The sequence below is a fragment of the Shewanella putrefaciens genome, assembly GCF_016406325.1.
GTDB lineage: Bacteria > Pseudomonadota > Gammaproteobacteria > Enterobacterales > Shewanellaceae > Shewanella > Shewanella putrefaciens.
Genome location: NZ_CP066370.1, coordinates 4,198,995 through 4,222,849, shown reverse-complemented (window position 1 = coordinate 4,222,849; position 23,855 = coordinate 4,198,995). Strand labels below are relative to the sequence as shown.

The window sequence follows — 23,855 nt, the reverse complement described above, 5'->3', positions numbered from 1 at the left end:
CATAAATGGCTTCTTACTTGGTGAGCAACACTTGTTAGAGTGAAGGTCAATTGCATTAACTCACCTTAGCTTATTGAATATATTACTCTGCAAAACCAGCAATGATTTTCTTTCCTTTTTCCCCACCCCAATGATCCGCTAGAAGGTATTGGGGCGTTACGACATGAGTGGAGGGGATAAAGGTCAATTTATAAAATACCTCCTCCCCCTCACAAACTTCGTAATATACCGAATAGAGTTCATCATTAAGTGGTAAATAAATCTTAAATTTTTCAGCGGCTGATGCGACTTCCAGTTGATCTTTGTCAACGACATAAAAAGGGGCAAGGATGCAGCGTTGGCAAGCTGGGTCCATCTTGAACTCATGGCATATAGACAAAATAACATTTGCCCCAAATGCGCCCTCCACAATAGGATCAAATAATAAATAATCTCTATGCAGAAGTGCGCCTTGGGTAATATTGCCACGCCCCCATTGACTCAAATCTTCATTAAACTCCCTAGAGCGCACAATAATCTGACTATGTGAGATTAAGAGATCCACTGTCTGGGTACTATCCACTTGCATAATGAACCTCAAATTATGGTAAAGCAGGGAAAGTGAGTGAACTGCCGATACCTAACGGTAAGCCTAATGCCCAATATCCCAGCAAGAAACCGCTCCATAGCAATAGAAAACTGATTGAAAACGGTAACATGAGCGCCACTAGGGTACCTATGCCCGATTCCTTAACGTATTTTTGGCAGAACACCACAATCAATGGAAAGTAAGGCATTAGCGGTGTGATGATATTGGTTGATGAATCGCCCACTCGATAAGCGGCTTGAGTCAAATCGGGTGATACGCCTAGTTCCATTAACATTGGCACCATAATGGCACCAATAAGCGCCCATTTCGCCGATGCGGAGCCCACTAATAGATTGACTAACGCGGTGAGAAATACAATGCCGACTAGCGTAACCCCCATAGGAAGGGCTAACTCTTTTAACGCCAATGCGCCTTTAATCGCCATTAACGCCCCTAAATTGGATTGGCCGAAAGCATAAATAAATTGCGCACAGAAAAAGGCCATAACGATGTAATAACCCATGCCACTCATGGATTTGCTCATACCTTGAATAATGGCTCTGTGATTATTAGCCGTACCTGCGGCATAGCCATAAACTATGCCGGGGATGAGGAAGAACACAAAAATAATCGCCACAATTGACCGCATTAAAGGCGCTGAAGCACTGGTGAGTGCCCCGTCTTCACCACGCCAAGCGGAGTGATCTCCGTAGGCGGTTAATACTAGGGCTAAAGCACAAAACAACATGGAAGCCATGGCAAATCTCAGTCCGCGGCGCTCATGGGGCTGAAGTTCATCTAGAGTTGGGAGTGTCGCTGGATCGCCATTCACTGTAGTGTTTTTCAGGCGTGGTTCGATGATTTTATCGGTAATGAACCAGCCAACTAAGATAATTAAGAGGGCTGACGCTGAGGTAAAGAAGATGTTATTCAGTGGGTTAATGGTGAGATCTGCGGCAGCGGGATCGGCCGATAATCTTGCCGCCGCTTGCGTTAACCCCGCTAACATAGGATCAAGACTCGATGGCACACCAACCGTTGCCGAAAAACCACCTGATACGCCCGCAAACGCCGCGGCAATCCCCGCCAAGGGATGACGGCCTGCGGCATAAAAAATCACCGCACCGAGCGGGATAACGAGCACATAACCTGCATCCACTGCAACATGGCTCAGAATTCCCACGGCGATCAGTACCGGAGTCAGCAACATTTTTGGGGTAACAGATAAAATGGAACGCAGCCCAGCATTAATAAAGCCCGTATGCTCAGCAACACCAAGGCCGAGCATAGCAACCAGCACAACACCTAGCGGCGGGAAGGTCACAAAGGTCGACACCATCGTTGATGTAAAAGCGGTTAATGCCGCGCCATCTAACATATTGACAATTTGAATGGGGTTGCCACTACGGGGATCGATCTCATCAAAACTGACGCCAGATAACCACCAAGAGATCAGCCAGACCAAGCCTAAAAACATGGCAAATAATACGGCGGGATCTGGAAGTTTATTTCCTACAGTTTCTACCGTATTGAGAAATCGCTGAAATCCGGTGGCAGATTTATGATTAACCATATGGGCGCCTTATTGCTCTAAATAATGATGGTTGATATTCGTTCTAAATAAGAAACCGTGATTAGTTACTTTAGGTTTTAGGTTTCGTTAATAGTATTAATGCTTAAAGTTTAGAGTGTTACAGCATTAATGCTATTGCTAATTTAGTGCGGCTACATTATCACGATTGTATCTTCATGGTCTATGGTGGTTAGGATTGGCAATTAAGTAGGTAAATTATCTTAGAAGTTTATTTTATTGTTAGCGAATACGGCTGTCATTACCGTGTCATCCGTTCGACTTATATTCTGGCTTCGATTTGATGAATATAAAGAGGTTATTCGTGCGTAAAGTGATCAAGCTTAATATGGTTTTATTGTCTTCTCTAATGGTGTTATCTGGTTGTAATTCAGACTCAGAAGACACTCACCCGACACCTATTGAACCCACGGGGCGTTGGTTAAAGGGTGACTTGCATGTGCATACCGCTGTTTCGCAGGATGCCCGCGAAACCCAGTCTGATATTTTGAAGTGGGCGTTTGATGACTTCAATTTAGACTATGTCGCATTATCCAATCACATGCGCGATAACAGCCAAGATAATGATGATAATGATTTGGGTGGGTTACTTTTTTACGATGCACTTGTTCAGTATGAAAATCCTGGCCTTAAGGCCTCTATGTCTAAATACGCCGGCAAACTGGCCTACTCGAGTTTCGAGTGGGATATGCCTACCCATGAGCATTTTAATATCGGTATTCTCGGCGATGAGTCTGAAGTTCTTGCGGCGATTAAGACGTTCGAATATCGATTTAGTAGTAAAAATAGTATTGAAGACTTTAATGCTAAAGATGTTGCCGCTTGGGAGGCTGCGGGTGACACCCGTCAAAATCAGACTCACCAAGATGCCATCGCTGCCTTGACGTGGCTAGAGACTCACTATCCTGATAGTAGCTATGGCATGTTAAATCATCCTCGTCGCTATTTAACCAGCTATACCATTAAAGATGTCAGGGAGTTGAATGATGCAGCACCCAATGTGTTCTTTTTAGTTGAAGGTTTGGTTGGTGGACAATTTAGCGGTAATCGGGGTGATTATGCTGAGCGCAGTAGCGGTGTCTATGGCGGAGTCGATCCTGTGGTAGCGCAAGTCGGCGGTTGGTGGGATGCGTTGTTAGGTGAAGGTCGCCAGATATGGAATATGGGTAATTCTGATATCCACTTTAAAACGCGCCCACCTTATGCAAGCAGCTATTATCCCGGTGAATATGCTAAAAGTTATACTTGGGTCGATGGTAATGATACTAAAGCCCTCTTGGACGGTTTGCGTTCTGGGAATAGCTTTTCAGTATTTGGTGATCTGATCGATGCCTTGGATTTTAGGCTTGAAAGTAGTCATCATAGCGCCACTATGGGGCAAACTTTGGTGGCGAAAGCGGGAGATAAGTTAACTCTGACTATTCGCTTTAAAAGCCCCACAATGAATAATAAAGAATCAGATATCGGTAATGAAATTTATGCGGGAGTTAACCCTGGTGTGCATCATATCGACTTGATTGCGGGTAATGTGGGGCCGCGTGCTGAAGCGGGGACAACGGCATATGAAAAGGAAACTAACGATTCAACCTTAGTGGTTAAGACTTTTACCAGTGCTGATTGGCAAAAAGATGCCGATGGATACTACAGCATGAGTTACAGCTTTATTGCTGATAAGCATCAATATTTCCGTTTACGTGGTACTAATCTAGATTACAACCAAGCTAATCTCACGGAAAAAGGCAATCCCTTAAAGTCTGCTGTGATTAATAAAGAAGATGATGAATCTGTTCAGGCTTGGTATAACAAAATTAATGACCGTAACTATGATGACCTGTGGTTTTATTCCAATCCTGTGTTTGTCAATACGGGCAAATAAGCCTCTTTAACGGTGATTAAATCACCTGAGTGGGATCATAAAAATCCCCCCAAGCGATAATCACTTGGGGGATTTTTATTAGCGATATACCGTTATTAACTTATTGGTGCAGCTTCTTTCTTTAACTGACGAGAGTAAATTAATAGATAAAGTGCGGGCAGCACAAAGAGCGACAGGATTGGCGCTGTGACCATACCACCGACCATAGGTGCGGCGATTTTTTGCATCACATCGTTACCCGAACCCGCGCCCCACATAATGGGCAGTAGGCCAAAAAAGATAGTGGCGACTGTCATCGCTTTGGGGCGAATACGCATAACAGCACCTTCAATTAAAGCTTCTTTGAGATCGGTAACTGTATGGTAGTTATTCTTCTCTTGCCTGTGCTTAATCGCATTATTAAGGTAAATCAGCATGATTACCCCAAACTCCGCGGCAACGCCCGCCAACGCAATCATACCGACTGCGACGGCGACTGAGATGTTGTAATCCAGTAGATACAATAGCCAAGTGCTGCCGACCAGCGCGAATGGGAGGCTGAGCATGATAATACTCGCCTGCAAAGTAGAGCCAAATGTCATCATCAACAGGATGAATATCACACCTAAGGCCATAGGGATCACTTGCTTCAGTTTTGCATCTACCCGTTGCATATATTCATACTGGCCTGCGAAGGTATAGCTGTAGCGCGGGGGCACTTTAAGTTCGGCAGTTAATGCTTGCTTTGCGGTAGTAATGTATTCACCGATAGACGTGCCTTCAATATCGATAAACACCCAAGAGATTAAGCGACCATTTTCACTGGTGAGCATAGGGGCGCCATCGGTGATTTCGATATCCGCTAAATTTCGCAGTGGCAGGTAATTTCCCGATTTAGTGATCACCGGGAGTTCACGTAGCTTCTCGATATTATCGCGTAGCTCACGGGGATAACGTAGGTTGATGGGATAACGCTCAGCCCCTTGTACTGATTCACCAATATCCATACCGCCAATGGCGTAACGTACTACATCTTGAATATCCTGCAATGACATACCGTAACGTGCAGCCACATCGAGTTTTGGGGTGATATCGATATAACGCCCGCCGCCACTGCGTTCGGCATAGGCCGACTTAGTGTGTGGCACTCTACTGAGAATGGCCTCTATTTCTGCTCCTAGGCTTTGTAGTTCGTTCACATCGGCGCCGGTGATCTTAATGCCAACGGGGGTTTTTATCCCAGTCGAGAGCATATCGATACGGGTTTTGATGGGTTGAACCCAAGCATTCGTGATACCCGGCACTTTCACCGTTTGTTGCAGTTGAGCGATGATGCCATCTAAGGTCATACCCTCGCGCCATTCTTCATGGGGTTTAAGCATGATGGTGGTTTCGAGCATAGTTAACGGCGCGGGATCGGTCGCAGTCTCGGCGCGGCCCACCTTACCAAATACGCGGGCGACTTCGGGGACGGTTTTAATCAAACGATCGGTTTGCTGTAACACTTCGGCGGCTTTGCCCGCACTGAGTCCTGGTAACGCGGTTGGCATGTAGAGTAAATCGCCTTCTTCTAACTCGGGCATAAACTCACTGCCCATGCGCGTCATAGGATACCAAGCGCTGACTAAGGCAATCAACGCTAATGCTAAGGTGATTTTAGGGAACCTAAGTACCAGATTAAGCGATGGCTTATATAAAGCGATCAGCACGCGACTGATGGGATTTTTATGCTCACTCGGAATTTTTCCCCGAATAAAATAGCCCATTAAGACTGGCACTAATGTGATTGCTAATAATGCGGAAGCGGCCATTGCAAAGGATTTGGTATAGGCCAGAGGTGCAAATAAACGGCCTTCCTGTGCTTCGAGTGCAAACACAGGTACAAAACTTAAGGTGATAATAATTAAAGAGAAAAATAGTGCAGGGCCAACCTCAATCGAGGCTTCGGTGACGATCCGCCAGTGTTCTTTGGTATCGGGTTCTCGGTTGTGTTCTGTGTGAAACTGCTCCAAATGTTTGTGCAGGTTTTCAATCATCACAATTGCGCCGTCCACCACCGCGCCTATGGCAATCGCGATACCCCCAAGACTCATAATGTTGGCGTTAACCCCCATCTTATTCATTACGATAAAGGCAATCAGGATTGAAAGCGGCAGGGTGATGATGGCGACGAGAGTCGAGCGTGCATGCAGTAAAAACAGTAGGCAGACCAGCCCTACGACCAGCATCTCTTCGACAACTTTGCTGAACAGGTTATCAACGGAATTAAGGATTAATTGGGATCTGTCGTAGGTGGGGATGATTTCAACCCCATCGGGTAAACCAGCTTTCAGTTCTTCAAGCTTAGCTTTTACGGCATCAATCGTGGATAAAGCATTTTCGCCGTAGCGCATCACAATAATGCCGCCTACGACTTCACCTTCACCATCGAGTTCGGCTATACCGCGGCGTGAGGCCGGGCCTTTGCGCACGGTGGCGACATCCTTGAGTAATAGACCTGTGCCTGAAGGGCTGGTGATGCCTAATGGAATTTCGCGGAAATCCTCAAGGGTTTGACGATACCCTTTGGCGCGCACCATATACTCGGCTTCAGCCATTTCGATGACCGAGCCACCCGCTTCGCTATTAGATTTTTCTATCGCATCTTTAATGCTGGCGATATCCAGTTTATAGATCGCCATTTTGTCGGGTTCGAGCACAATCTGATAGGTCTGCTCCATGCCACCGACGGTTGCGACTTCAGACACGCCAGCCACGCTTTGTAGCTCTAATTTAAGATACCAGTCCTGCAGGCTTTTGAGCTGTGATAAATCTAAACTGCCGGAGCGATCGACCAACGCATATTCAAACACCCAACCCACACCTGAGGCATCGGGGCCAAGGGACGGTTGTACGCCTTGGGGTAAACGGCTACTGATCTGACTTAAGTATTCTAATACCCGTGAGCGCGCCCAGTAGATATCTGTGCCATCTTCGAAAATCACATAGACATAGGAGTCGCCGAACATGGAATAGCCACGTACCGTTTTGGCACCGGGTACAGCTAACATGGCCGTAGATAAAGGATAAGTGACTTGTTCTTCTACCAATTTAGGCGCTTGCCCAGGATAGGACGTTTTAATAATCACTTGCACATCCGACAGATCGGGCAAGGCATCGAGTGGCGTTTTACGCAACTCTTGTACGCCCCAGACAGTGATCATGATGGCAATGATCAACACCATAAGTCGTTGTCTGATGGAGGCTTCGATAATGTACTTTAACATGATGCGCTCCTAGTGCTGATGACCGCTGCTTAAACGCATTAAACTGCCCTTGAGGCTGGCTTCGGAGTCGAGTAAAAATTGCCCTGAGATCACCACGCGCTCGCCCTCGGTTAAGCCCGAGACAATCTCAGCTTTACCCTGACTCATCATGCCGACGGTCACGACTTTAGCGGCAAAACTATTGTCGTCTTGTTTGACTATCACGCGATTCTCTTTACCCGTTTGGATTAAGGCTTCCTGTGGGATTACTAGCGTGTCTTTATTGGGGCCGCCAAAAAGCGAGACCTTAGCGAGGGTTTTAGGTCTAAGGGAAACATGGGTGTTATTGAGCACAACACGCACTCGCAAGCTACGCGTGACAGGATCAAGTTCCGGATAGATATAATCTATAGTGCCTTTTATCCCGCTTAAGTTCATGGCGGGCACAGCCACTTCAGCCTGTTGGCCTTTGACTATCCAGCTTTGTTCATTTTCAAACACATCGGCTATGACCCATACCTTAGAGAGATCGACTAACGACATCACTTCGGTGGATGGCTCAATATACATACCATCGCGGATAGACAGTGTTTCGACTACACCATCCTGTTGTGCATAAAAGGGTACCCGATATTGGGTTTGGCGCGAGTCGGCTAATTGCTTGATTTGTTGCTCGGTAAATCCTAAAAATGACAGTCTTAAGCCTGCTCTACGAACAAGATCCTGATATCTCTGATTGCCTGCTGTTTTGGCGGTATCTAAGGCGAGTAAATAATCATCCTGAGCATTGACTAAATCGGGTGAATAGATTTCATAGAGTAGCTGCCCTTTTTTGACTGTGTCTCCCATGGACTTTACCATCAGTTTTTCAACCCAACCCGTTACTCGAGCATGGATATGCGTTATTTGGCTTTCATCGTAATCCACTTGTCCAACGGTTTCGACAAATTTCCACAGTGTGTCGCGTTCAACCTTGGCGACTTTGAGTGCCAGCGCTTGCTGCATACTGCCGGAAACATTGATATTGATTTCTTGGGTATTGCCGCCCGTTTCGACTTTTTCTAAATTCATACCGCAGATAGGGCACGTACCGGGCACATCGCTGATGATGTGGGCATGCATAGGGCAAATGTATTTAGTTGTTGTTTCTTCGCTGGTTTTTTTAACGAGATTGTTAGCCTTAGGGGTTGGTGTGTCGAACACTTGACTTGCCGCTTTCGTGGTCGAGGTGTGCGCATGGTCTGTCGCTAAGTGATCTGTATGTTGATGTTCAGCATGTGGATCTGCTGAATTGGTATCGGTGCCTTCCTTTTCAACTAAAAACATATTGCACTTAGGGCAGCGACCGGGTTCATGGCTGAGCACTTCCGGATGCATTGGACAAGTGTAAGTTTTTACTTGGTTTAGTTCGGTACTTTTCGGTGAATGATCTGTGGTCCCAGCTGTACCCGATGCGAAAACCTTTTCACTCGATAGTTGAGCATGGCTTAACGGTAATCCCAGCAGTAAGCTGCTTAGGATTAGTACGGCATTGGGTGCCTGCTTTTTTACGGTTTTAAATGGATTCATATGCCTCATCTCCAGCAAAGCTTAGTGGTGTTTGTGGGCGTTTTTCACCGCACCTTCAGCTGGTTTTGCTTCTGCTGCCTTTGGTTCTAAGTTCATACCACATTGAGGGCAAGTGTCCTCTTTGCCGCCTGTCACGTCAGGGTGCATAGGGCAAACATGGGTATGGGCTTGTTCCTGTGGATTGGCATTGCCGTGATGATGTTCGTGCGGCGTGGTCGTCGCAAATGAGTTTGTGCTCATTACCAATAATGCAATTAAGACAAGATTAGTTAATATTTTCATATAGTTCACTCCATCGGATTTACGGCCGAATATAAGCGCATCACATGATAATGAACGTCAGCATTCTTGGTGGTTAACATGCCAAGATTGATGATTGCTCAGTTATACAAGTTGCAGTGCTTGGATGCCTAGGTTGACGATAAGGCACCACAATAAACGGCGAAATTGGGTGTTAGCTGTGGGCTAACCGAATTCTCGTTTTAGCTTAACTTTTACTCAGGGCTGATCAGCCCATTTAGGGCAAAGTAGGGCTAGGCTATCGGTGGTTTAAAGGCCGAAGACAAAGAGATAGAGTGGAAATGAGGCATAGGAGTGGCCATTGCAGTATCGCTTATGCTCACACTTGGCCAGAGGTGTGGGCTGAATAGAGTGCCAGCAACTGAAATCGTCAAACAATGACCACAATCATTTGAGCATGATGTGGTGCCATCACAGCAATGCTGTTGTTCGCCGGGAAGCGTTTCATCGTTACAGCAATCCGCGTTGGCGATTGAATGGGCGTCAGAAGTGTTCTCTGTGTTCATTTGCATCATTGCAGCATGATCCATTCCGTGGCTTGGCATCTTATGGTTCATCGCACTCATATCCATAGTGTGTGGCACCATGGCGTGACCATTAGACACGACACTTTGCCCGACGAGTGCGAGTAAAGTGAAGATGACAAATAGATAACGACTAAGAGTTTGATGCATAAGTATTCCAAATAATGAACGGCTCGATTCTAGCACAGCGGGATTCTGCTGCAATGCGTTAACTCACATTTCAGGGAATGACAAGACCTCATATTTATCTCAATGAGATACCCATTGGCTATCAATGGAGAACAGTTTTGCCAACATTGATATTGGTTTATGTCGTATCAGGGTATCAACAAAGTGTGCCATCGATCACAATTTCACATTATGAAAATAACTTTGTAAAAAGGTAGGTTTGTTTTTGCAAATATTCGATAACTTGCGATTGTTTGATGATTGCATTAGCTTTAGTTGAAGTGCATAAATGCTCTGCTATAGGTCTGTTTTGACCAATTATTGTCCTGATAGTTAGAGCTAGGTCTCATTTTGCGCTTTTAAGTTTAATTTAATCGATAGATTTAGGCTTAGAATCAAATTTCTAATAAGTGAAATAGCATAAACTAGACTTATAAAAACTAATTTTGGCAATTTTGGAGATAGAGTAATGAACTGGCGTGCACTATTTAAACCTAGCGCAAAATATTCAATTCTGGCGCTGATGGTCGTCGGTATTGTTATCGGCGTAGTGGGTTATTTCGCAACCCAACAAACCTTACATGCGACAAGTACGGATCAGTTCTGTATGTCCTGTCACAGCAACCATTCACTTAAGGATGAAGTTCTTGCATCTGCCCATGGTGGTGGTCGTGCGGGTGTGACCGTTCAATGTCAAGACTGTCATTTACCACATGGTCCTGTAGATTATTTGATCAAAAAAATCATTGTATCTAAAGACTTATATGGTTTCTTAACGATTGATGGCTTTAACACTCAAGCTTGGTTAGATGAAAACCGTAAAGAGCAAGCCGATCTAGCACTTAAGTATTTCCGCAGTAATGACTCCGCTAACTGTCAACACTGCCATACTCGCATTTATGAAAACCAGCCAGAAACTATGAAGCCTATGGCTGTCAGAATGCACACTAATAACTTTAAGAAAGATCCAGAAGCCAGAAAAACCTGTGTTGACTGCCATAAAGGTGTAGCTCACCCATATCCAAAAGGATAATAGGTTTTTAGCGATTCATACTTGAACTAAAAAGCCCTCTTTTGAGGGCTTTTTGCTGTCTGGAGCTAATTGAGTTAACTCGCTTGAGCCATCACTCGCTGACGATAAACTAACAGGCTAAAAATCCCGAAGATAAAGACTTGCAGATAGTCTGTTTTACGAAGTGGCAGTAAGTTCTTAAACAGCATATGGAAGATGGCCACTTGAAAGCAGTGCATCATGCAGGTAATGCCAAAAATAATATTTAAAACAATGGCGACATTACCGTCAAATGGCATGATGAGGTTATAGAACATCATCAGCCAAGCCACTAATGTAATCGTTTTGCCTAAGTTAATCAGCAAGGACATGGTTTTCCTCTTTTATCTCTGCAGTGTCTGCTTGTTGGTATTGATATAAACGGTAGCTCACTTGCCCTGCATTCTTTTCTTTTAAGGCATGCCAGCGGGAAGGGATGGCGAGTTGCGTTAATTCAGACTCGATTTCGACATAAATCAAGGCACCATCATTGAGCCAACCTTGAGTATCTAGCAATTGAATCGTCTTTTCTGCCAATCCCTTACGAAAGGGGGGATCGATAAACACGACATCGAAACCTTGCGCACAGCCCTTTTGCAACACCACTAGAGTGTCAGCGTTGAGCACTTCGGCCTTATCGCATTTAAGGGTTTGGAGATTTTCTCTCAATTGTATGGCTGCGCCGCGTTGTAACTCGATAATTTTGGCAAAACTGGCATAGCGAGATAAGGCTTCAAGGGCTAAGGCGCCGCTGCCGCCGAAACAATCGAGTACACGTGCATTGACTATGTCATTGGCCAGCCAGTTAAAGAGTGTTTCGCGAACTCTGTCAGTCGTTGGGCGTAAACCTTCGAGATCTTGGATAGGTAGACGACGCGAGCGCCATTGGCCTGCAATGATCCGCACTTGTCCACTGCCGGGTTTATTTTTGGCGGTTTGACCCTTGGTCACATTATTTTTGACCGTTCGATGATTAACCAAAGTGCACCCGTGATTTTGCCTGAAGAAAGAAAGTGGTAGACTGTGCCACCTTAATAAAGGCCGCTATTTTATATCAAAGTCTCACTAAAAGGTGAGAAGGCTAAGTGAGCTTAGCTAATTGCCGACTTTTTGGGCGTAATTGCTAAGGCAATCTGGTATAACATCAGGGTCTTATTCAAAATTCAATATTGCAGTAGAGCGTTGGAATCACACATGGCAAAGAAAGGTTTTTTCTCTTGGTTTCGTAAAGATAAGTCACAAGATGAGGTCGTCGCAGAAACGCCAGTTGTTACTCCAACACAAGATGATGCAACAGAGCGTTTAGCACAGCAGGAACAAGCTGAAGTGCAACAGGCTATAGAGGTCGAAGCTCACGCTCATGCTGAAAAACAGGCTGCGGAACAATTAACTGCCGAACAAGCACAGGTAAAAGCCGAAGCAGAGCAGTTTGCCCTAGAGCACGCTCGAATTGAAGCGCTGGACTTCGCTAAACAGCAAGCCGAAGCAACACGTTTGGCCACAGAACAACTCAGGGCCGAAAAGCATGCAGCTGAGGCCTTAGCCGTCGCACAGTTAGCAGCAGAGCAACGCATCGTAGAACAATTGGCAGCACAGCAGTTAGCGGCCGAGAAAGCCGCTGCAGAGCAACTAGCTCAAGCTGAAACTGCACAAGCTGTTGAGCCCGCGGCCGAATTACAGCCAGAGCCGCAGGAAAGACCCGTTAAGGAAGGATTATTTGCTCGCCTGAAACGCGGCTTGATGCGTACCAGCGAGAATATTGGCAGTGGTTTTATCGGCCTATTTCGCGGCAAGAAAATTGACGATGATCTGTTTGAAGAACTCGAAGAACAATTATTAATCGCCGACGTTGGCGTCGAAACTACCACTCGATTAATCAATAAGTTGACTGAACATGCCTCACGTAAGCAGCTTAAAGATGCTGAGGCACTATATGATTTACTGCGTGATGAGTTGCAAAAAACACTCGATCCCGTCGCTATTCCGTTAGTGCCCAATAATGCCAATGGCCCATTTGTTATCTTAATGGTTGGCGTCAATGGTGTGGGTAAAACTACTACTATCGGTAAGTTGGCTAAACAATATCAAAGCCAAGGTAAGTCTGTGATGTTAGCCGCCGGTGATACCTTCCGCGCGGCAGCTGTTGAGCAATTACAGGTTTGGGGACAACGCAACGATATTACCGTCGTCGCCCAGCATACAGGAGCAGACAGTGCCTCTGTATTGTTCGATGCACTGCAAGCCGCTAAAGCGCGTAAAGTCGATGTGTTGATTGCCGACACAGCGGGTCGCTTACAAAATAAAGCCCATTTGATGGAAGAACTAAAGAAAGTGGTGCGGGTGATGAAGAAGCTCGATCCAGAAGCGCCGCACGAGGTCATGCTAACACTGGATGCGAGTACAGGCCAAAATGCGATAAGCCAAGCAAAGTTATTCCAAGAAGCCGTAGGTGTTACAGGGCTTACTATCAGTAAGTTAGATGGAACCGCAAAGGGTGGTGTGGTATTTGCGATTGCCGACAAGTTTAATATTCCGATCCGTTACATCGGTGTCGGTGAGCAAATTGATGATTTGCGGACTTTTAATTCAAAAGAATTTATCGATGCCTTGTTCACTCAAGAAAAAGCGGATAGCTAATTTATGATTGATTTTCAGCAGGTCAGTAAGATTTATCCTGGCGGCCAGATGGCGCTGGAAGATGTGAATTTTCATCTACAACAAGGTGAAATGGCATTTTTAACCGGCCATTCTGGTGCGGGTAAAAGTACGCTGTTGAAATTAATCACGGTTATCGAAAGGGCGACAACGGGGCGCGTAGCGATTAACGGCCATGATATTGCCAAAATTAGTGCGAAGCATGTGCCTTATTTACGTCGCAATATCGGGATGATTTTTCAAAGCCATCATCTGTTGATGGACCGTAGCGTGTTCGACAACGTGGCCTTACCGCTGGTGATAGAAGGTTTCTCCCATGGCGAAATTCGTAAGCGCGTTGCTGGAGCGCTCGACATGGTCGGTTTATATGGTAAAGAGCGGCATAACCCGATTATGTTGTCCGGCGGTGAACAGCAACGTGTAGGTATCGCCCGTGCGATTGTAAACAAGCCACCATTGCTACTTGCCGATGAACCTACAGGCAACTTAGATCCTAAATTATCGATGGATATTCTCCGTCTATTTGAAACCTTCAATGACGCGGGCACGAGCGTGTTAATCGCCACCCATGATCTGGGACTGATTGCACGAATGAAGTACCGCACTTTCACCCTAAAACAAGGTCGAATGTTAGGCTCACAGGAACTTCACCACAGCGTACATACTCGCAGTAAACCGACTGTTAAAGGTGATGGCCAATGAGCAATACAGCTAAATTAACGCGCAGTAAGTTACCGCTTTCTGGTCGGATAGTGATGTTTTTTATTCGCCATGTGCAGCAGGCAATGGCGAGTATGGGCGAACTGTGGCGTAATCCTGTATCTTCGGTAATGACCATGGCGGTGCTGGGTGTAAGCTTAAGTTTGCCCGCTGCGCTGCAGGTTTTAGTCAAGAATGCTGAAACGATTACAAGTTCATGGAACAGTGCCGCGGAGATATCATTATTTATTGATGAAAACCGCAGTGACCAAACGATTCAAAGTTTGCTGACACGTATTCGTCTTTATTCTGAGGTGGACAAAGTCCAGTACATCGATCGCAACCAAGCGTTAGAGGAGTTTCAGCGTCTATCAGGCTTTGGTGAAGCGCTGGCCTATCTTGATAAAAACCCTCTGCCAGCAGTGATAACGGTAACCCCCACACCGAGATACTCCACGCCTATAGGTGCACGTGAGCTATTAACTAAGTTAGAGCGCGAACCTGAAATTAGCTTTGGACGTTTAGATATTGAATGGCTTGAGCGTTTACAGGCGGTAGTGCGTTTGCTTGAGCGCACTGTGATGGCGATTGCGGCTTTACTGGTATTGGCTGTTGTGCTGGTCATAGGCAACACAATTCGTCTAGCGATTATGAACCGCCGTACCGAAATAGAAGTGATGAAATTAGTGGGGGCAACCGAGTCTTTTATCCAAAGACCCTTCCTTTATACTGGTATTTGGTATGGGGTGATTGGTGGAATATTAGCTTGGATTATCATTAATTTACTTGTTTTGTATCTTGACTCCGCCCTTGCTGAGTTATTGGGTTTGTACGGTAGTCAACTTGAAATGAAATCACTCACTTTATTAGAGTTACTACAATTGGTGGGGTTAGCATCCTTCCTAGGCTGGTTGGGTTCGTATTTATCCGTCAGACAACACCTACGGGCAATAGAACCCTCTTAGTTCATTAGCATTAAAGTGAATAGGTAAAACCTTTACGATGAACTTTTGTTCACTTGCAATGTCTATTCAACGGGGTTAAAAGTAACGCCTTAGATGAGCAGAAGTAACCCCCAAGACGAGCCAAGGTTGACATACTCTGTCAATTAGCCGATAGTTCGTCAGCCTATTCTTGAGGTGTTTTGCTATAATCCAAGATGGCAATCGACTTATATTTGATAAGTATTTGGTAAGAAAAGTAGGAGCGCGAATGACCTTTCAAACGCAATCAATGGCACTGACAGTCCCACAGGGCAGTAGTAGTCTAGAGGCTTATATCCATTCAGTGACTAGCATCAGTATGCTGGACGCTGAGGCTGAGTATGAGTTAGCCAAGCGTTTGCAGGAAACGGGTGATCTGCAAGCAGCGAAGCAACTGATTATGTCGCATTTACGCTTTGTTGTGCATGTTGCAAAAGGCTATTCAGGTTACGGTCTGCCACAGGCGGATTTGATCCAAGAAGGCAATATCGGTCTAATGAAAGCAGTAAAACGCTTCGACCCCGATGTTGGCGTACGTCTGGTGTCCTTTGCTGTGCACTGGATCAAAGCAGAAATTCATGAATATGTGCTGAAAAACTGGCGCATTGTTAAAGTCGCCACCACGAAAGCACAACGTAAGTTGTTCTTTAACATCCGTAAAGCGAAAAAACGCTTAGGTTGGTTTAGCGATGAAGAAGTCACTATGGTGGCTGAAAATTTAGGTGTATCTAAAGCTGATGTGACCGAAATGGAATCACGTATGGCAGCCCAAGATCCCGCGTTTGATTTGACCAGTGATAATGATGACGAACAGGATTTTGCCCCAGTTCATTATCTTGAAGATCATTCGTCAGATTTAGCCGAAAACATCGAAAACGACAACTGGGAATCCAATGCCCAAGGTCGTTTATTATCGGCCATCAAAACCTTAGACGAACGTAGCCAGCATATTCTGCGCGCCCGTTGGTTAGATGACGATAAAACCACCCTGCAAGAATTGGCAGAAACCTATCAAGTCTCGGCTGAGCGTATTCGCCAGTTAGAGAAAAACGCCATGAACAAGCTTAAGGCCTGTATGGAAGCCTAACTAGGTTGCGTTTTATTTCGATGTTAGAAACAAAAAACCTGCTTCGGCAGGTTTTTTTATGGGAAAAAGAATAGATTTAATCGCGCCATTTAAAGTGAATTTCGCTATAGCTATAAAGCTCAATTGTATTGAAACGTACGCGACTATGGCTGATTTCACCACGAGACATCGGATTTGTCCTACATTTAGAGCCGTTATAAATAGTTAATATATGGCTAACTTTTGAGCCTCAATTCGTAAAGTTATTTTCGATGTTTATTATCGAACGGTTTGTTCCTCCGCATTTTGAGTATTGCCTTAAGCAAGTTGATATAGACATTGAACATGGAAGGTTTGGCCGGGTGGCGATGGATTGTGTCTAAGGAAAGCTTCTAAGTTAGAAGGAATGCCTGCCAATTTACGATAGATACTCAATATGCGGCTTTTTATTGTTTAAAAAAGGTGGGAAGTTATGTTCTCAATGATCACTAAGTTAGCCCTATCATCAGAATCTGGTTGGGGTACTGCATTTCGTGTCAATGGGGGCGTCGAAGTATGTCAGCAGAGCTTGTTTTGGTTAGTTTGCAAGGGTATCGCTTTTGAACCCGAGGACTTAAAGCTTAGTTATGTATTGGGAACTGAGGTCATTCTATGCCAATTTGAGACGAGAGTTTTAATTGAGTTGCTTAAAAAAAATAACATTCATTATTTTCAAGACGATAGCCAAGTACGATGGTTGCTGCCCCGCAATGTCTCAACAATCTTCTATGCGCAGTGGAAGAATAGTATAGCGGTTGATCTTAACCAAACTTGTGCTGACTACTGTTTTGTTTAACGCTTATTCTTGCCATGACATTTTTATATGAATGAGTAGTGTTTTAAACTAGATAAGTGTGATTAGTTAGTTATAAATTTTTAATCTATCAATAAGTACATTTATTGCCAGTAAATATACTTCAGAACATCCATTCTTGGTCGATAGTTAGGAGGTGTCCTACAAATCGAAATGGGTGATGAGATGTTAAAGGTATCGTTATTCGGCGTAACTACAGTCATGTTGAGCGCGGTGATAAGCTGTAACGTAATAGCAAAAACTGAGTTTAGAACTCTTTCTTTTCAAGGTGAGATAGCAGAACCAAGTTGCTACTCCGATCTATCTACCATTTCTTGTTATGACCAAAATTTTAATCAATTTCTTACCCAAGTTATACAGCCTAAGATATTGCCGAACGCTATGTATAGTGGCGAAAAACGTGTTTTATCAACTCAGTTCAAACAAATTAATAATCTAGTATTTAGCCGAAAAAATGAGAATGAAGTTATTCTTGCTCTTCATTATAATTGAGGCACAATTTTGTTATAAATAATGGCGGTTTCATTTTTTGAAATCGCTTTTTCATTTTTATCTTTAGTATATTTATTGTCAGAAATTTCCTACAAGATCGCAAGCCTGGTCCTATATGTAATTCTTGGTGTTGTTGCTATTGTGTGCTCAGCTTTGATGAGCCATAACCTTAATATTTCTATATAGTGATAACAGTAGGATGTCTGATGAAAAAATTAACGCTATCTATTTTAGTTTTAGGTGCATTGTTTGGTACTAGTGTTCAAGCGAATAATACCATTACTTTTTTGGGTGAAGTATCGGACCAAACTTGTGAAGTGGCGATTAACGGAAATGCGGCTAATCCCAGTGTCTTGCTACCAACTGTTTCTACGGCTCAACTTGCCACTGCAGGCTCTGTTGCTGGTGAAACACCTTTTACCATTTCAGTCAGTGGTTGTACTGTCAATGCAACGCAAGCTTTACCTATTAAAACTGTATTTTTGGGTAACAATGTCACAACTGCAGGTAACTTAGGTAATACTGGTACAGCAACGAATGTAGCATTACAGCTTCTTGATTCAGTTGGTGGAACGGAAATCAATTTAACAGCAGGAAGTGCTGTTGATGGATTAAATGTTGCTGCAGGTGCAGACTCTGCCTCCCATGATTTTGCTGTGCAGTATATTTCTGAAACTGGCAGTGCAACAGCAGGTCGTGTGATTAGCTCTGTCCAATATGCAGTTTCTTATCTTTAATATACGATAAATTATGATTATTCGCTCACCCAGCCCATGGGTGAGCGCTGCTGCTTTTTGGGGCTTCTATGATTTTGTCTAGCTTACTTCTTCGTTTAATATTTTTGACTCTACTCATGATCGGTTTTTCAGTTAATGCGAGTGTGGTCATGACCAATACGCGAGTCATTTATCCTAGTGATGCTAAAGAGCGCAGTGTTCAGTTGACCAATAACGATGCTTTTCCAAATGTTGTTCAGGTCTGGACTGATATTAATAACCCTGAGTCGACACCTGAGTATGCTGACGGCCCATTTTTGGCCTTACCCGCTATTTTTAGAATAGAGCCTAAGCGAGGGCAGTTAATTCGCTTAATTTATAGCGGTGGTGAGCTGCCAAAAGACCGTGAGAGTGTATTTTATCTTAATTTTCTACAGATACCTCCATTATCGAAAGAAAATGCTGGTGAAAATCAGATGCTAGTGATGCTCAAAAATAGAGTGAAAATATTTTATCGGCCTGTAGAGATTGAATCTAATCCAGATGATGTGGCAAAAGAGATTGCCTTTGATGTTCAGTATGCTGATGCTGGAATTCACCTTGATGTGAAAAATAATGCGGCTTTTTTTGCCTCTTTTGTTGAGGCAAAAATTAAGTCTGGTAAACAAGAGTTAATCATCCCTATTACTATGCTTGAACCTAAGTCTAATCAATTGATAGACATTCAGAATCAGCAGTTTGTCATTACATATCCAATGACAATTGAATTCACTTTAGTAAATGATTACGGCGGATTTGTAAAAAGTGAATATGTCATTGCATCTGAACATCATTGATAAGATTGATTATGAAAAAATCCATGCGTTTGATGAGCCAAATTTACTCTTTGCTATTATTGATTGGTGTGATCTTTTGCATGTCTTCATCGTTGATGGCTGATGACTTACAGGATTTCACATTTGATGATAGCCTATTACTTGGTGGTGGTTATGGCGATAGTTATCTTTCTCGCTTTAACTCGACTGCGGAAACTATTCCAGGTCAATACCAAGTTGATATCTATATAAATGGTACTTACTTAAATAGGGAAATTATTAATTTTATTAAAGTTGACTCCCAAGGAGTTGTGCCTTGTCTCGACCTTAATTTCTGGAAGAAGTCGAATGTAACTGCAATATACATAAACGAAGATGCACTATTGCAGGCAGAATGTGCCGCCCCTGATACTGTGGTCAAGGGGGTATCGACGCAATTTGATGCCGAGAAATTAAGATTAGGTATTGCGATCCCACAAGCTTATTTACGGCAGATTCCGCGTGGCTATGTTGATCCTTCATCTTGGAGTGAGGGAGAAAATGCTGGATTTATCAGTTACAACAGTAACTACTATCAAACTAATAGCCGCAGTGCTGGCAGCGATATGCGTGCCATTTATACGGGCCTTAATTCAGGTGTCAATTTAGGATTATGGCGCCTGAGAAATCAATCGAGTTATCAGTACAACGATGTTGGCCAAAATACTCAAGAAAGTTTCAATTCTATTAGAACTTATATCACCAGAGCCTTGCCGGATATGCAGAGCGAACTCTTGCTTGGTGATGCCTACACTCGAGGAAATATTTTCGGTAATTTAGCTTTTACCGGCGTACAGTTGCTGACAGATAATCGCATGTTACCAGAATCGCAGCGTGGTTATGCACCTGTCGTCAGGGGACTCGCTAACTCAACCGCAAGCGTAGTGATTAAGCAAAATGGTGTGAGTATTTATCAAACCACAGTAGCGGCGGGGCCTTTTGTTATTAATGACTTATTTCCCACAAGTTATGAGGGGGATTTGTTAGTTGAAATTAGTGAAGCCGATGGAAAGGTCTCTAGTTTTACTGTGCCATTCAGTGCTGTGCCTGGCTCGTTGCGTGAAGGAAGTTTCCAGTACGGGTTATCATTTGGTGAAGTAGATCAAGCAGAGTCTGGTGGGTACTTTGTAGATTTAATTTCTGAATATGGTTTGAGTAATATGCTGACGCTAAATAGCGGTGGGCGTGTCGGAGATGATTATTTTGCTTTGAGTCTAGGGACTGTATTAGGTACAGAATGGGGGGCTCTGGGGTTAACCGCAGTACATTCTATGTCTCGTATTTCTCAGTCTTCAGCATTAAATGAGTGGAAAAATGGCTGGCGTGTTGGACTTAATTATAGCCATTCGTTCGATTCGGGGACATCAGTGGCACTTGCTGGATATCACTACTCTACAGAGTCATTTCGGGAGTTGAATGATGTTTTAGGTTTGAGGAGGGCATTGGAGGGTGGGAATATTTTTGAATCGGAGACCTACCGTCAGCGGTCTGAAATGAGTTTGAGTGTGAATCAGAGCTTAGATGACTTTGGCTTTGTGTATTTGAGTGGGTCTAAACGCCAATACCGTGATGGGCGCGATGATGACGATCAACTACAGTTCGGTTATACGGTGGGTATTGGTCGTGTGAATATAGGGCTCACTTTTTCACGTCAATATACCAGTCAAGTTCCGCTGCAGAATGGGTTTAGTGGTCAGCTATTAACTGAAATGAGCGGTTATTCCTCTGATAGGGTGAAGGAAGATCTTGTCAGTCTCACCGTGTCTATTCCATTTGGTCGTCGCCAGTCAAACATGCTTAGCAGTGGGTTTAGTCATTCATCTAGGGGCAATGAGCAGTATAATCTAGGACTCGCAGGCACTGTGGATGATGATAATACTTGGACATATGGCCTGAACGCTTCATTGCAGCGGCAGGATAGTTCGAGCGAAAGTGTCAGTGTCAATACGCAAAAGCGCTTTAGCCAAGCGACGTTATCGGGTAACTATTCTATTTCTGATACTTATCAGCAGGTTGGTGCTGGGTTGAGTGGTGCTGCAGTGGTGCATTCTGGCGGCATAACATTAAGCCAAAACCTCAGTGATACTTTTGCGATTGTTCAAGCAGAGGGAGCTTCTGGCGCAAAAGTGACCAATAATTGGGGCACTGAGATTGATGGCTTGGGATATGCGATTATCCCATCTTTGACGCCTTATCGTTCTAATAGTGTGACACTTGACAGTGGGTCTATGCTCAGCAGCATAGAGCTTATTGATACACAACAGCAAGTTGCGCCCTATGCTGGTTCTATCGTTAAGATAAAATTCGAGACTAGACACGGGATCGCCGTCGTCTTCATGACTCAGCAAGCCAACGGCGGCGTTATCCCTATTGGCGCCGAAGTACTGGACGAAGATGGGGTTGTATTGGGCATGGTCGGGCAGGCAGGTATGGCTTATGTCAGAGCTCCTAAACCGAGTGGTCAGTTGACCGTAAATTGGGGAAATAAGTCCGATCAACAATGTCACTTTAACTATGCTCTTGAAAACAGTCGTGATAATACTTTATTAAGAATGCCCGCGCTATGTGAGCGGGTTAATTGAGATAAAAACTATGATTGAGTTCAACCTAGGTCGGCTATTAGTCGTGTTTGTGTTTACCACTTTAGTCTGCGCTCAAGCGATGGGGACTTGTCATCGCATATCAACAGCCACAACAAATCCGGCAGATTTTTATTATGTCGCACCTGACTATGGCAAAACAGCGGTATGGCATGGTAGCTATGATGCTAATAGGGGCATGCTTAATCTACCTATTATCAATGTTACCGATGAAAGTTTTCAACCTAATGGCACCTTATTGGGATCGAGTGTTGTGCCCTTCAGTACCTATGGGCAGACTGGCGGGTATGATCCTGAACAGGTACTTTTTCGTTGTGACGCTGTGGATGAAAACCAATTGAATGAGATCTACTCAGTAAACGCTGATAATGCTTATGGTGGCATGTATGAAGATGGCACGGCTTATGGTATCGATAAGGGATATGCCACTTACCATCGAAATGTTGTGATCAGGGTTAAGAATAATTCGACTGGTCAGTATTTTTCACGTTTGTGGCAATATCGACCGCTGCGTGGATTAGACCGTGATGCACAGGGGCGGATCTTAGTGAAGGCGAAAAATTTTACAGATGTCACTATAGAGTTGTTCCAGATTGGAAAAGTGAGAGGTGTTGAGCAAACAACCGTCTATAGCTATAACCAACCAGCAGCTTATATTGCTTTTGGTGGGCCAGGCCTTGCCTATCCTACGGAAGGGGTTGACCATATTAGTCATTATCCAGGCTGGTATGCGAATTGGCCTGGGAATATCAGCTTATATCAACAGTTGTATACGCGAAGGGCTGGAGGTTGTGCGGTAATGAATGTCACGCCTTATGTGTTGTTCCCTACTGTGACTATCGCGGAATTAAACAGCGGCGTTACCCGAGAAGCTGACATTCAGATTAATTATCGTTGCCAACAGCATGCTGATATCAATGGCCCCGCAGTAAATGCGAACGCTATTGCTTTTAAAATTGAGAGTAATAATTATCAGATAGCGAGACAGTTGGGATTTGCTACTCAGGACGCCGTGACATATTTAGTCAGTAATGCCTATGGTACCAATACTGTTGCCAGTGGTGTGGGGGTAAAGCTACAACGCAATGATGGTGTGATTCAACCCTTTTTAAATTTTGATTATAGAACCAGCCTAGACTCACAATATAATGCATGGAAAGACGGTTGGCGGCCATTACAGGGCAATAGAACTGGTATTGTCGGTACGAGTTATCAATATATGGATAATTACAGAGTTGTTTTTGGCAAGTTGCCAGGAATGAGTCCAACTGCAGGAAAATTTTATGCAAAAGCGGAAGTGCTTATTCGGGTTCAGTAGTTTAGTTTTATGGCTCCTTATGTTGCAAACCGCGCTGGCTGGTGTAGTTGCCGATCGTAGTCGAATTATTTTTGCGGCTTCCGACCGGGAACAAGGGTTGTCACTGGTGAATATTAATGACTACCCAGTGATGGTGCAGCTGTGGGTGGATGACGGCGATCCAGACTCTGGCCCTGAAACGGCAAATGCGCCAATTTTGCCCTATCCTGGCTTGTTGCAAATTGCCCCAAAGGAGCGCAAGCACATAAATCTGCTTAATATTGCGGAGCAGAAACCTGAAAAACAAGAACAGTTATACTGGCTGAATGTATACGAAGTTCCACCCACCCCCGCCAAAAATATTGATGAAACTGAAGGGCAACTGTTGATTGTCGCTTTACGTACTCAAATGAAGGTTTTTGTGCGGCCCAATAAGCTAGCTATTGATGTTTTAGACTTAGCAAAGTGGCAGTCATTTATATTGAAAGACAATATGTTATCAATAGAGAATAAGTCACCTTACTATGTGACCTATCAGAACCTCAGTTTGAGTTTTAAAGGGAGGGATTATGCTATTTTTCAAGGAATGCTAGCCCCTTATTCCGCAGAAACTGTGACTATCACTGAGAGTGAGTTAATTGGTCAGCTTGGGCTGATCCTAAAGGCCGAGTACATAGACGATGAAGGAAACGCTCAGCCGCTTGCTTTGACAGTGAATTGAACATAAGGCTCTGTTTACAACAGGGCCTTATGTGTTTTATACAGCGTG

At 44.2% G+C, this 23,855-nt stretch carries 19 protein-coding genes; 11 read left to right on the top strand and 8 right to left on the bottom strand.

Annotation, left to right across the window (positions count from 1 at the left end; genetic code table 11):
* Nucleotides 1-82 precede the first annotated feature (82 nt).
* Nucleotides 83-568: a competence protein ComJ gene (comJ, locus tag JEZ96_RS18720; protein WP_011791150.1), complete on the bottom strand. Its 486-nt coding sequence runs from the start codon at nucleotides 566-568 to the stop codon at nucleotides 83-85.
* A gap of 13 nt (nucleotides 569-581) precedes the next feature.
* Complete coding sequence (locus tag JEZ96_RS18715) at nucleotides 582-2,141, bottom strand: AbgT family transporter (protein WP_011791149.1); 1,560 nt, start codon at nucleotides 2,139-2,141, stop codon at nucleotides 582-584.
* 322 nt (nucleotides 2,142-2,463) lie between these two features.
* On the opposite strand from JEZ96_RS18715, the gene JEZ96_RS18710 reads away from it, so the two are divergent.
* Nucleotides 2,464-4,035: a CehA/McbA family metallohydrolase domain-containing protein gene (locus tag JEZ96_RS18710; protein WP_011791148.1), complete on the top strand. Its 1,572-nt coding sequence runs from the start codon at nucleotides 2,464-2,466 to the stop codon at nucleotides 4,033-4,035.
* A 95-nt stretch (nucleotides 4,036-4,130) separates the two neighbouring features.
* Here the strand turns inward: JEZ96_RS18710 and JEZ96_RS18705 are convergent, their stop codons facing one another.
* The 4 genes from JEZ96_RS18705 to JEZ96_RS18690 form a co-directional block, all read right to left on the bottom strand.
* Nucleotides 4,131-7,280 carry an efflux RND transporter permease subunit gene (locus JEZ96_RS18705; protein ID WP_011791147.1) on the bottom strand — a complete coding sequence of 1,050 codons (3,150 nt, stop codon included), beginning with the start codon at nucleotides 7,278-7,280 and terminating at the stop codon, nucleotides 4,131-4,133.
* A 9-nt stretch (nucleotides 7,281-7,289) separates the two neighbouring features.
* Nucleotides 7,290-8,828, bottom strand: a complete 1,539-nt coding sequence (locus JEZ96_RS18700) for an efflux RND transporter periplasmic adaptor subunit (protein WP_011791146.1) — start codon at nucleotides 8,826-8,828, stop codon at nucleotides 7,290-7,292.
* A 21-nt stretch (nucleotides 8,829-8,849) separates the two neighbouring features.
* A complete protein-coding gene (locus JEZ96_RS18695) occupies nucleotides 8,850-9,110 on the bottom strand; it encodes a heavy metal-binding domain-containing protein (protein WP_011791145.1) in 261 nt (86 codons plus the stop codon).
* Between the two features lie 251 nt (nucleotides 9,111-9,361).
* Nucleotides 9,362-9,802 (bottom strand): hypothetical protein, encoded by a 441-nt coding sequence (locus JEZ96_RS18690; RefSeq protein WP_011791144.1) that lies wholly within the window; start codon nucleotides 9,800-9,802, stop codon nucleotides 9,362-9,364.
* Between the two features lie 487 nt (nucleotides 9,803-10,289).
* Here JEZ96_RS18690 and cymA point away from each other — a divergent pair, with 487 nt between their 5' ends.
* Nucleotides 10,290-10,853 (top strand): NapC/NirT family cytochrome c CymA, encoded by a 564-nt coding sequence (gene cymA, locus JEZ96_RS18685; RefSeq protein WP_011791143.1) that lies wholly within the window; start codon nucleotides 10,290-10,292, stop codon nucleotides 10,851-10,853.
* A 74-nt stretch (nucleotides 10,854-10,927) separates the two neighbouring features.
* Here the strand turns inward: cymA and JEZ96_RS18680 are convergent, their stop codons facing one another.
* Nucleotides 10,928-11,203, bottom strand: a complete 276-nt coding sequence (locus JEZ96_RS18680) for a DUF1145 domain-containing protein (RefSeq protein WP_011791142.1) — start codon at nucleotides 11,201-11,203, stop codon at nucleotides 10,928-10,930.
* The gene (gene rsmD / locus JEZ96_RS18675; RefSeq protein ID WP_011791141.1) at nucleotides 11,187-11,852 is read right to left on the bottom strand and encodes a 16S rRNA (guanine(966)-N(2))-methyltransferase RsmD; all 666 of its coding nucleotides are present in this window, start codon (nucleotides 11,850-11,852) and stop codon (nucleotides 11,187-11,189) included. The genes JEZ96_RS18680 and rsmD overlap by 17 nt, the downstream gene beginning before the upstream one ends.
* 213 nt (nucleotides 11,853-12,065) lie before the next feature.
* Between rsmD and ftsY the strand changes: the two genes are divergently transcribed.
* The 9 genes from ftsY to JEZ96_RS18630 all read left to right on the top strand — a co-directional run bounded on the left by ftsY (nucleotide 12,066) and on the right by JEZ96_RS18630 (nucleotide 23,807).
* Entirely contained in the window at nucleotides 12,066-13,508 is a 1,443-nt protein-coding gene (ftsY, locus tag JEZ96_RS18670) for a signal recognition particle-docking protein FtsY (protein ID WP_011791140.1), read from the top strand.
* Between the two features lie 3 nt (nucleotides 13,509-13,511).
* Nucleotides 13,512-14,228: a cell division ATP-binding protein FtsE gene (gene ftsE, locus JEZ96_RS18665; RefSeq protein WP_011791139.1), complete on the top strand. Its 717-nt coding sequence runs from the start codon at nucleotides 13,512-13,514 to the stop codon at nucleotides 14,226-14,228.
* A complete protein-coding gene (gene ftsX / locus JEZ96_RS18660; RefSeq protein ID WP_011791138.1) occupies nucleotides 14,225-15,190 on the top strand; it encodes a permease-like cell division protein FtsX in 966 nt (321 codons plus the stop codon). Before ftsE ends, ftsX begins: the two co-directional genes overlap by 4 nt.
* A gap of 247 nt (nucleotides 15,191-15,437) precedes the next feature.
* Nucleotides 15,438-16,295 carry an RNA polymerase sigma factor RpoH gene (gene rpoH / locus JEZ96_RS18655; protein WP_011791137.1) on the top strand — a complete coding sequence of 286 codons (858 nt, stop codon included), beginning with the start codon at nucleotides 15,438-15,440 and terminating at the stop codon, nucleotides 16,293-16,295.
* A 1,530-nt stretch (nucleotides 16,296-17,825) separates the two neighbouring features.
* Nucleotides 17,826-18,356: a fimbrial protein gene (locus JEZ96_RS18650; RefSeq protein ID WP_025007982.1), complete on the top strand. Its 531-nt coding sequence runs from the start codon at nucleotides 17,826-17,828 to the stop codon at nucleotides 18,354-18,356.
* Nucleotides 18,357-18,424: 68 nt separating this feature from the next.
* Nucleotides 18,425-19,171 (top strand): fimbrial biogenesis chaperone, encoded by a 747-nt coding sequence (locus tag JEZ96_RS18645; protein ID WP_011791135.1) that lies wholly within the window; start codon nucleotides 18,425-18,427, stop codon nucleotides 19,169-19,171.
* 11 nt (nucleotides 19,172-19,182) lie between these two features.
* A complete protein-coding gene (locus tag JEZ96_RS18640; protein WP_025007984.1) occupies nucleotides 19,183-21,771 on the top strand; it encodes a fimbria/pilus outer membrane usher protein in 2,589 nt (862 codons plus the stop codon).
* 10 nt (nucleotides 21,772-21,781) lie between these two features.
* Nucleotides 21,782-23,107 carry a fimbrial protein gene (locus JEZ96_RS18635; protein ID WP_061783367.1) on the top strand — a complete coding sequence of 442 codons (1,326 nt, stop codon included), beginning with the start codon at nucleotides 21,782-21,784 and terminating at the stop codon, nucleotides 23,105-23,107.
* Nucleotides 23,108-23,126: 19 nt separating this feature from the next.
* Nucleotides 23,127-23,807 (top strand): fimbrial biogenesis chaperone, encoded by a 681-nt coding sequence (locus JEZ96_RS18630; protein ID WP_011791132.1) that lies wholly within the window; start codon nucleotides 23,127-23,129, stop codon nucleotides 23,805-23,807.
* The last annotated feature ends 48 nt before the right edge of the window (nucleotides 23,808-23,855 follow it).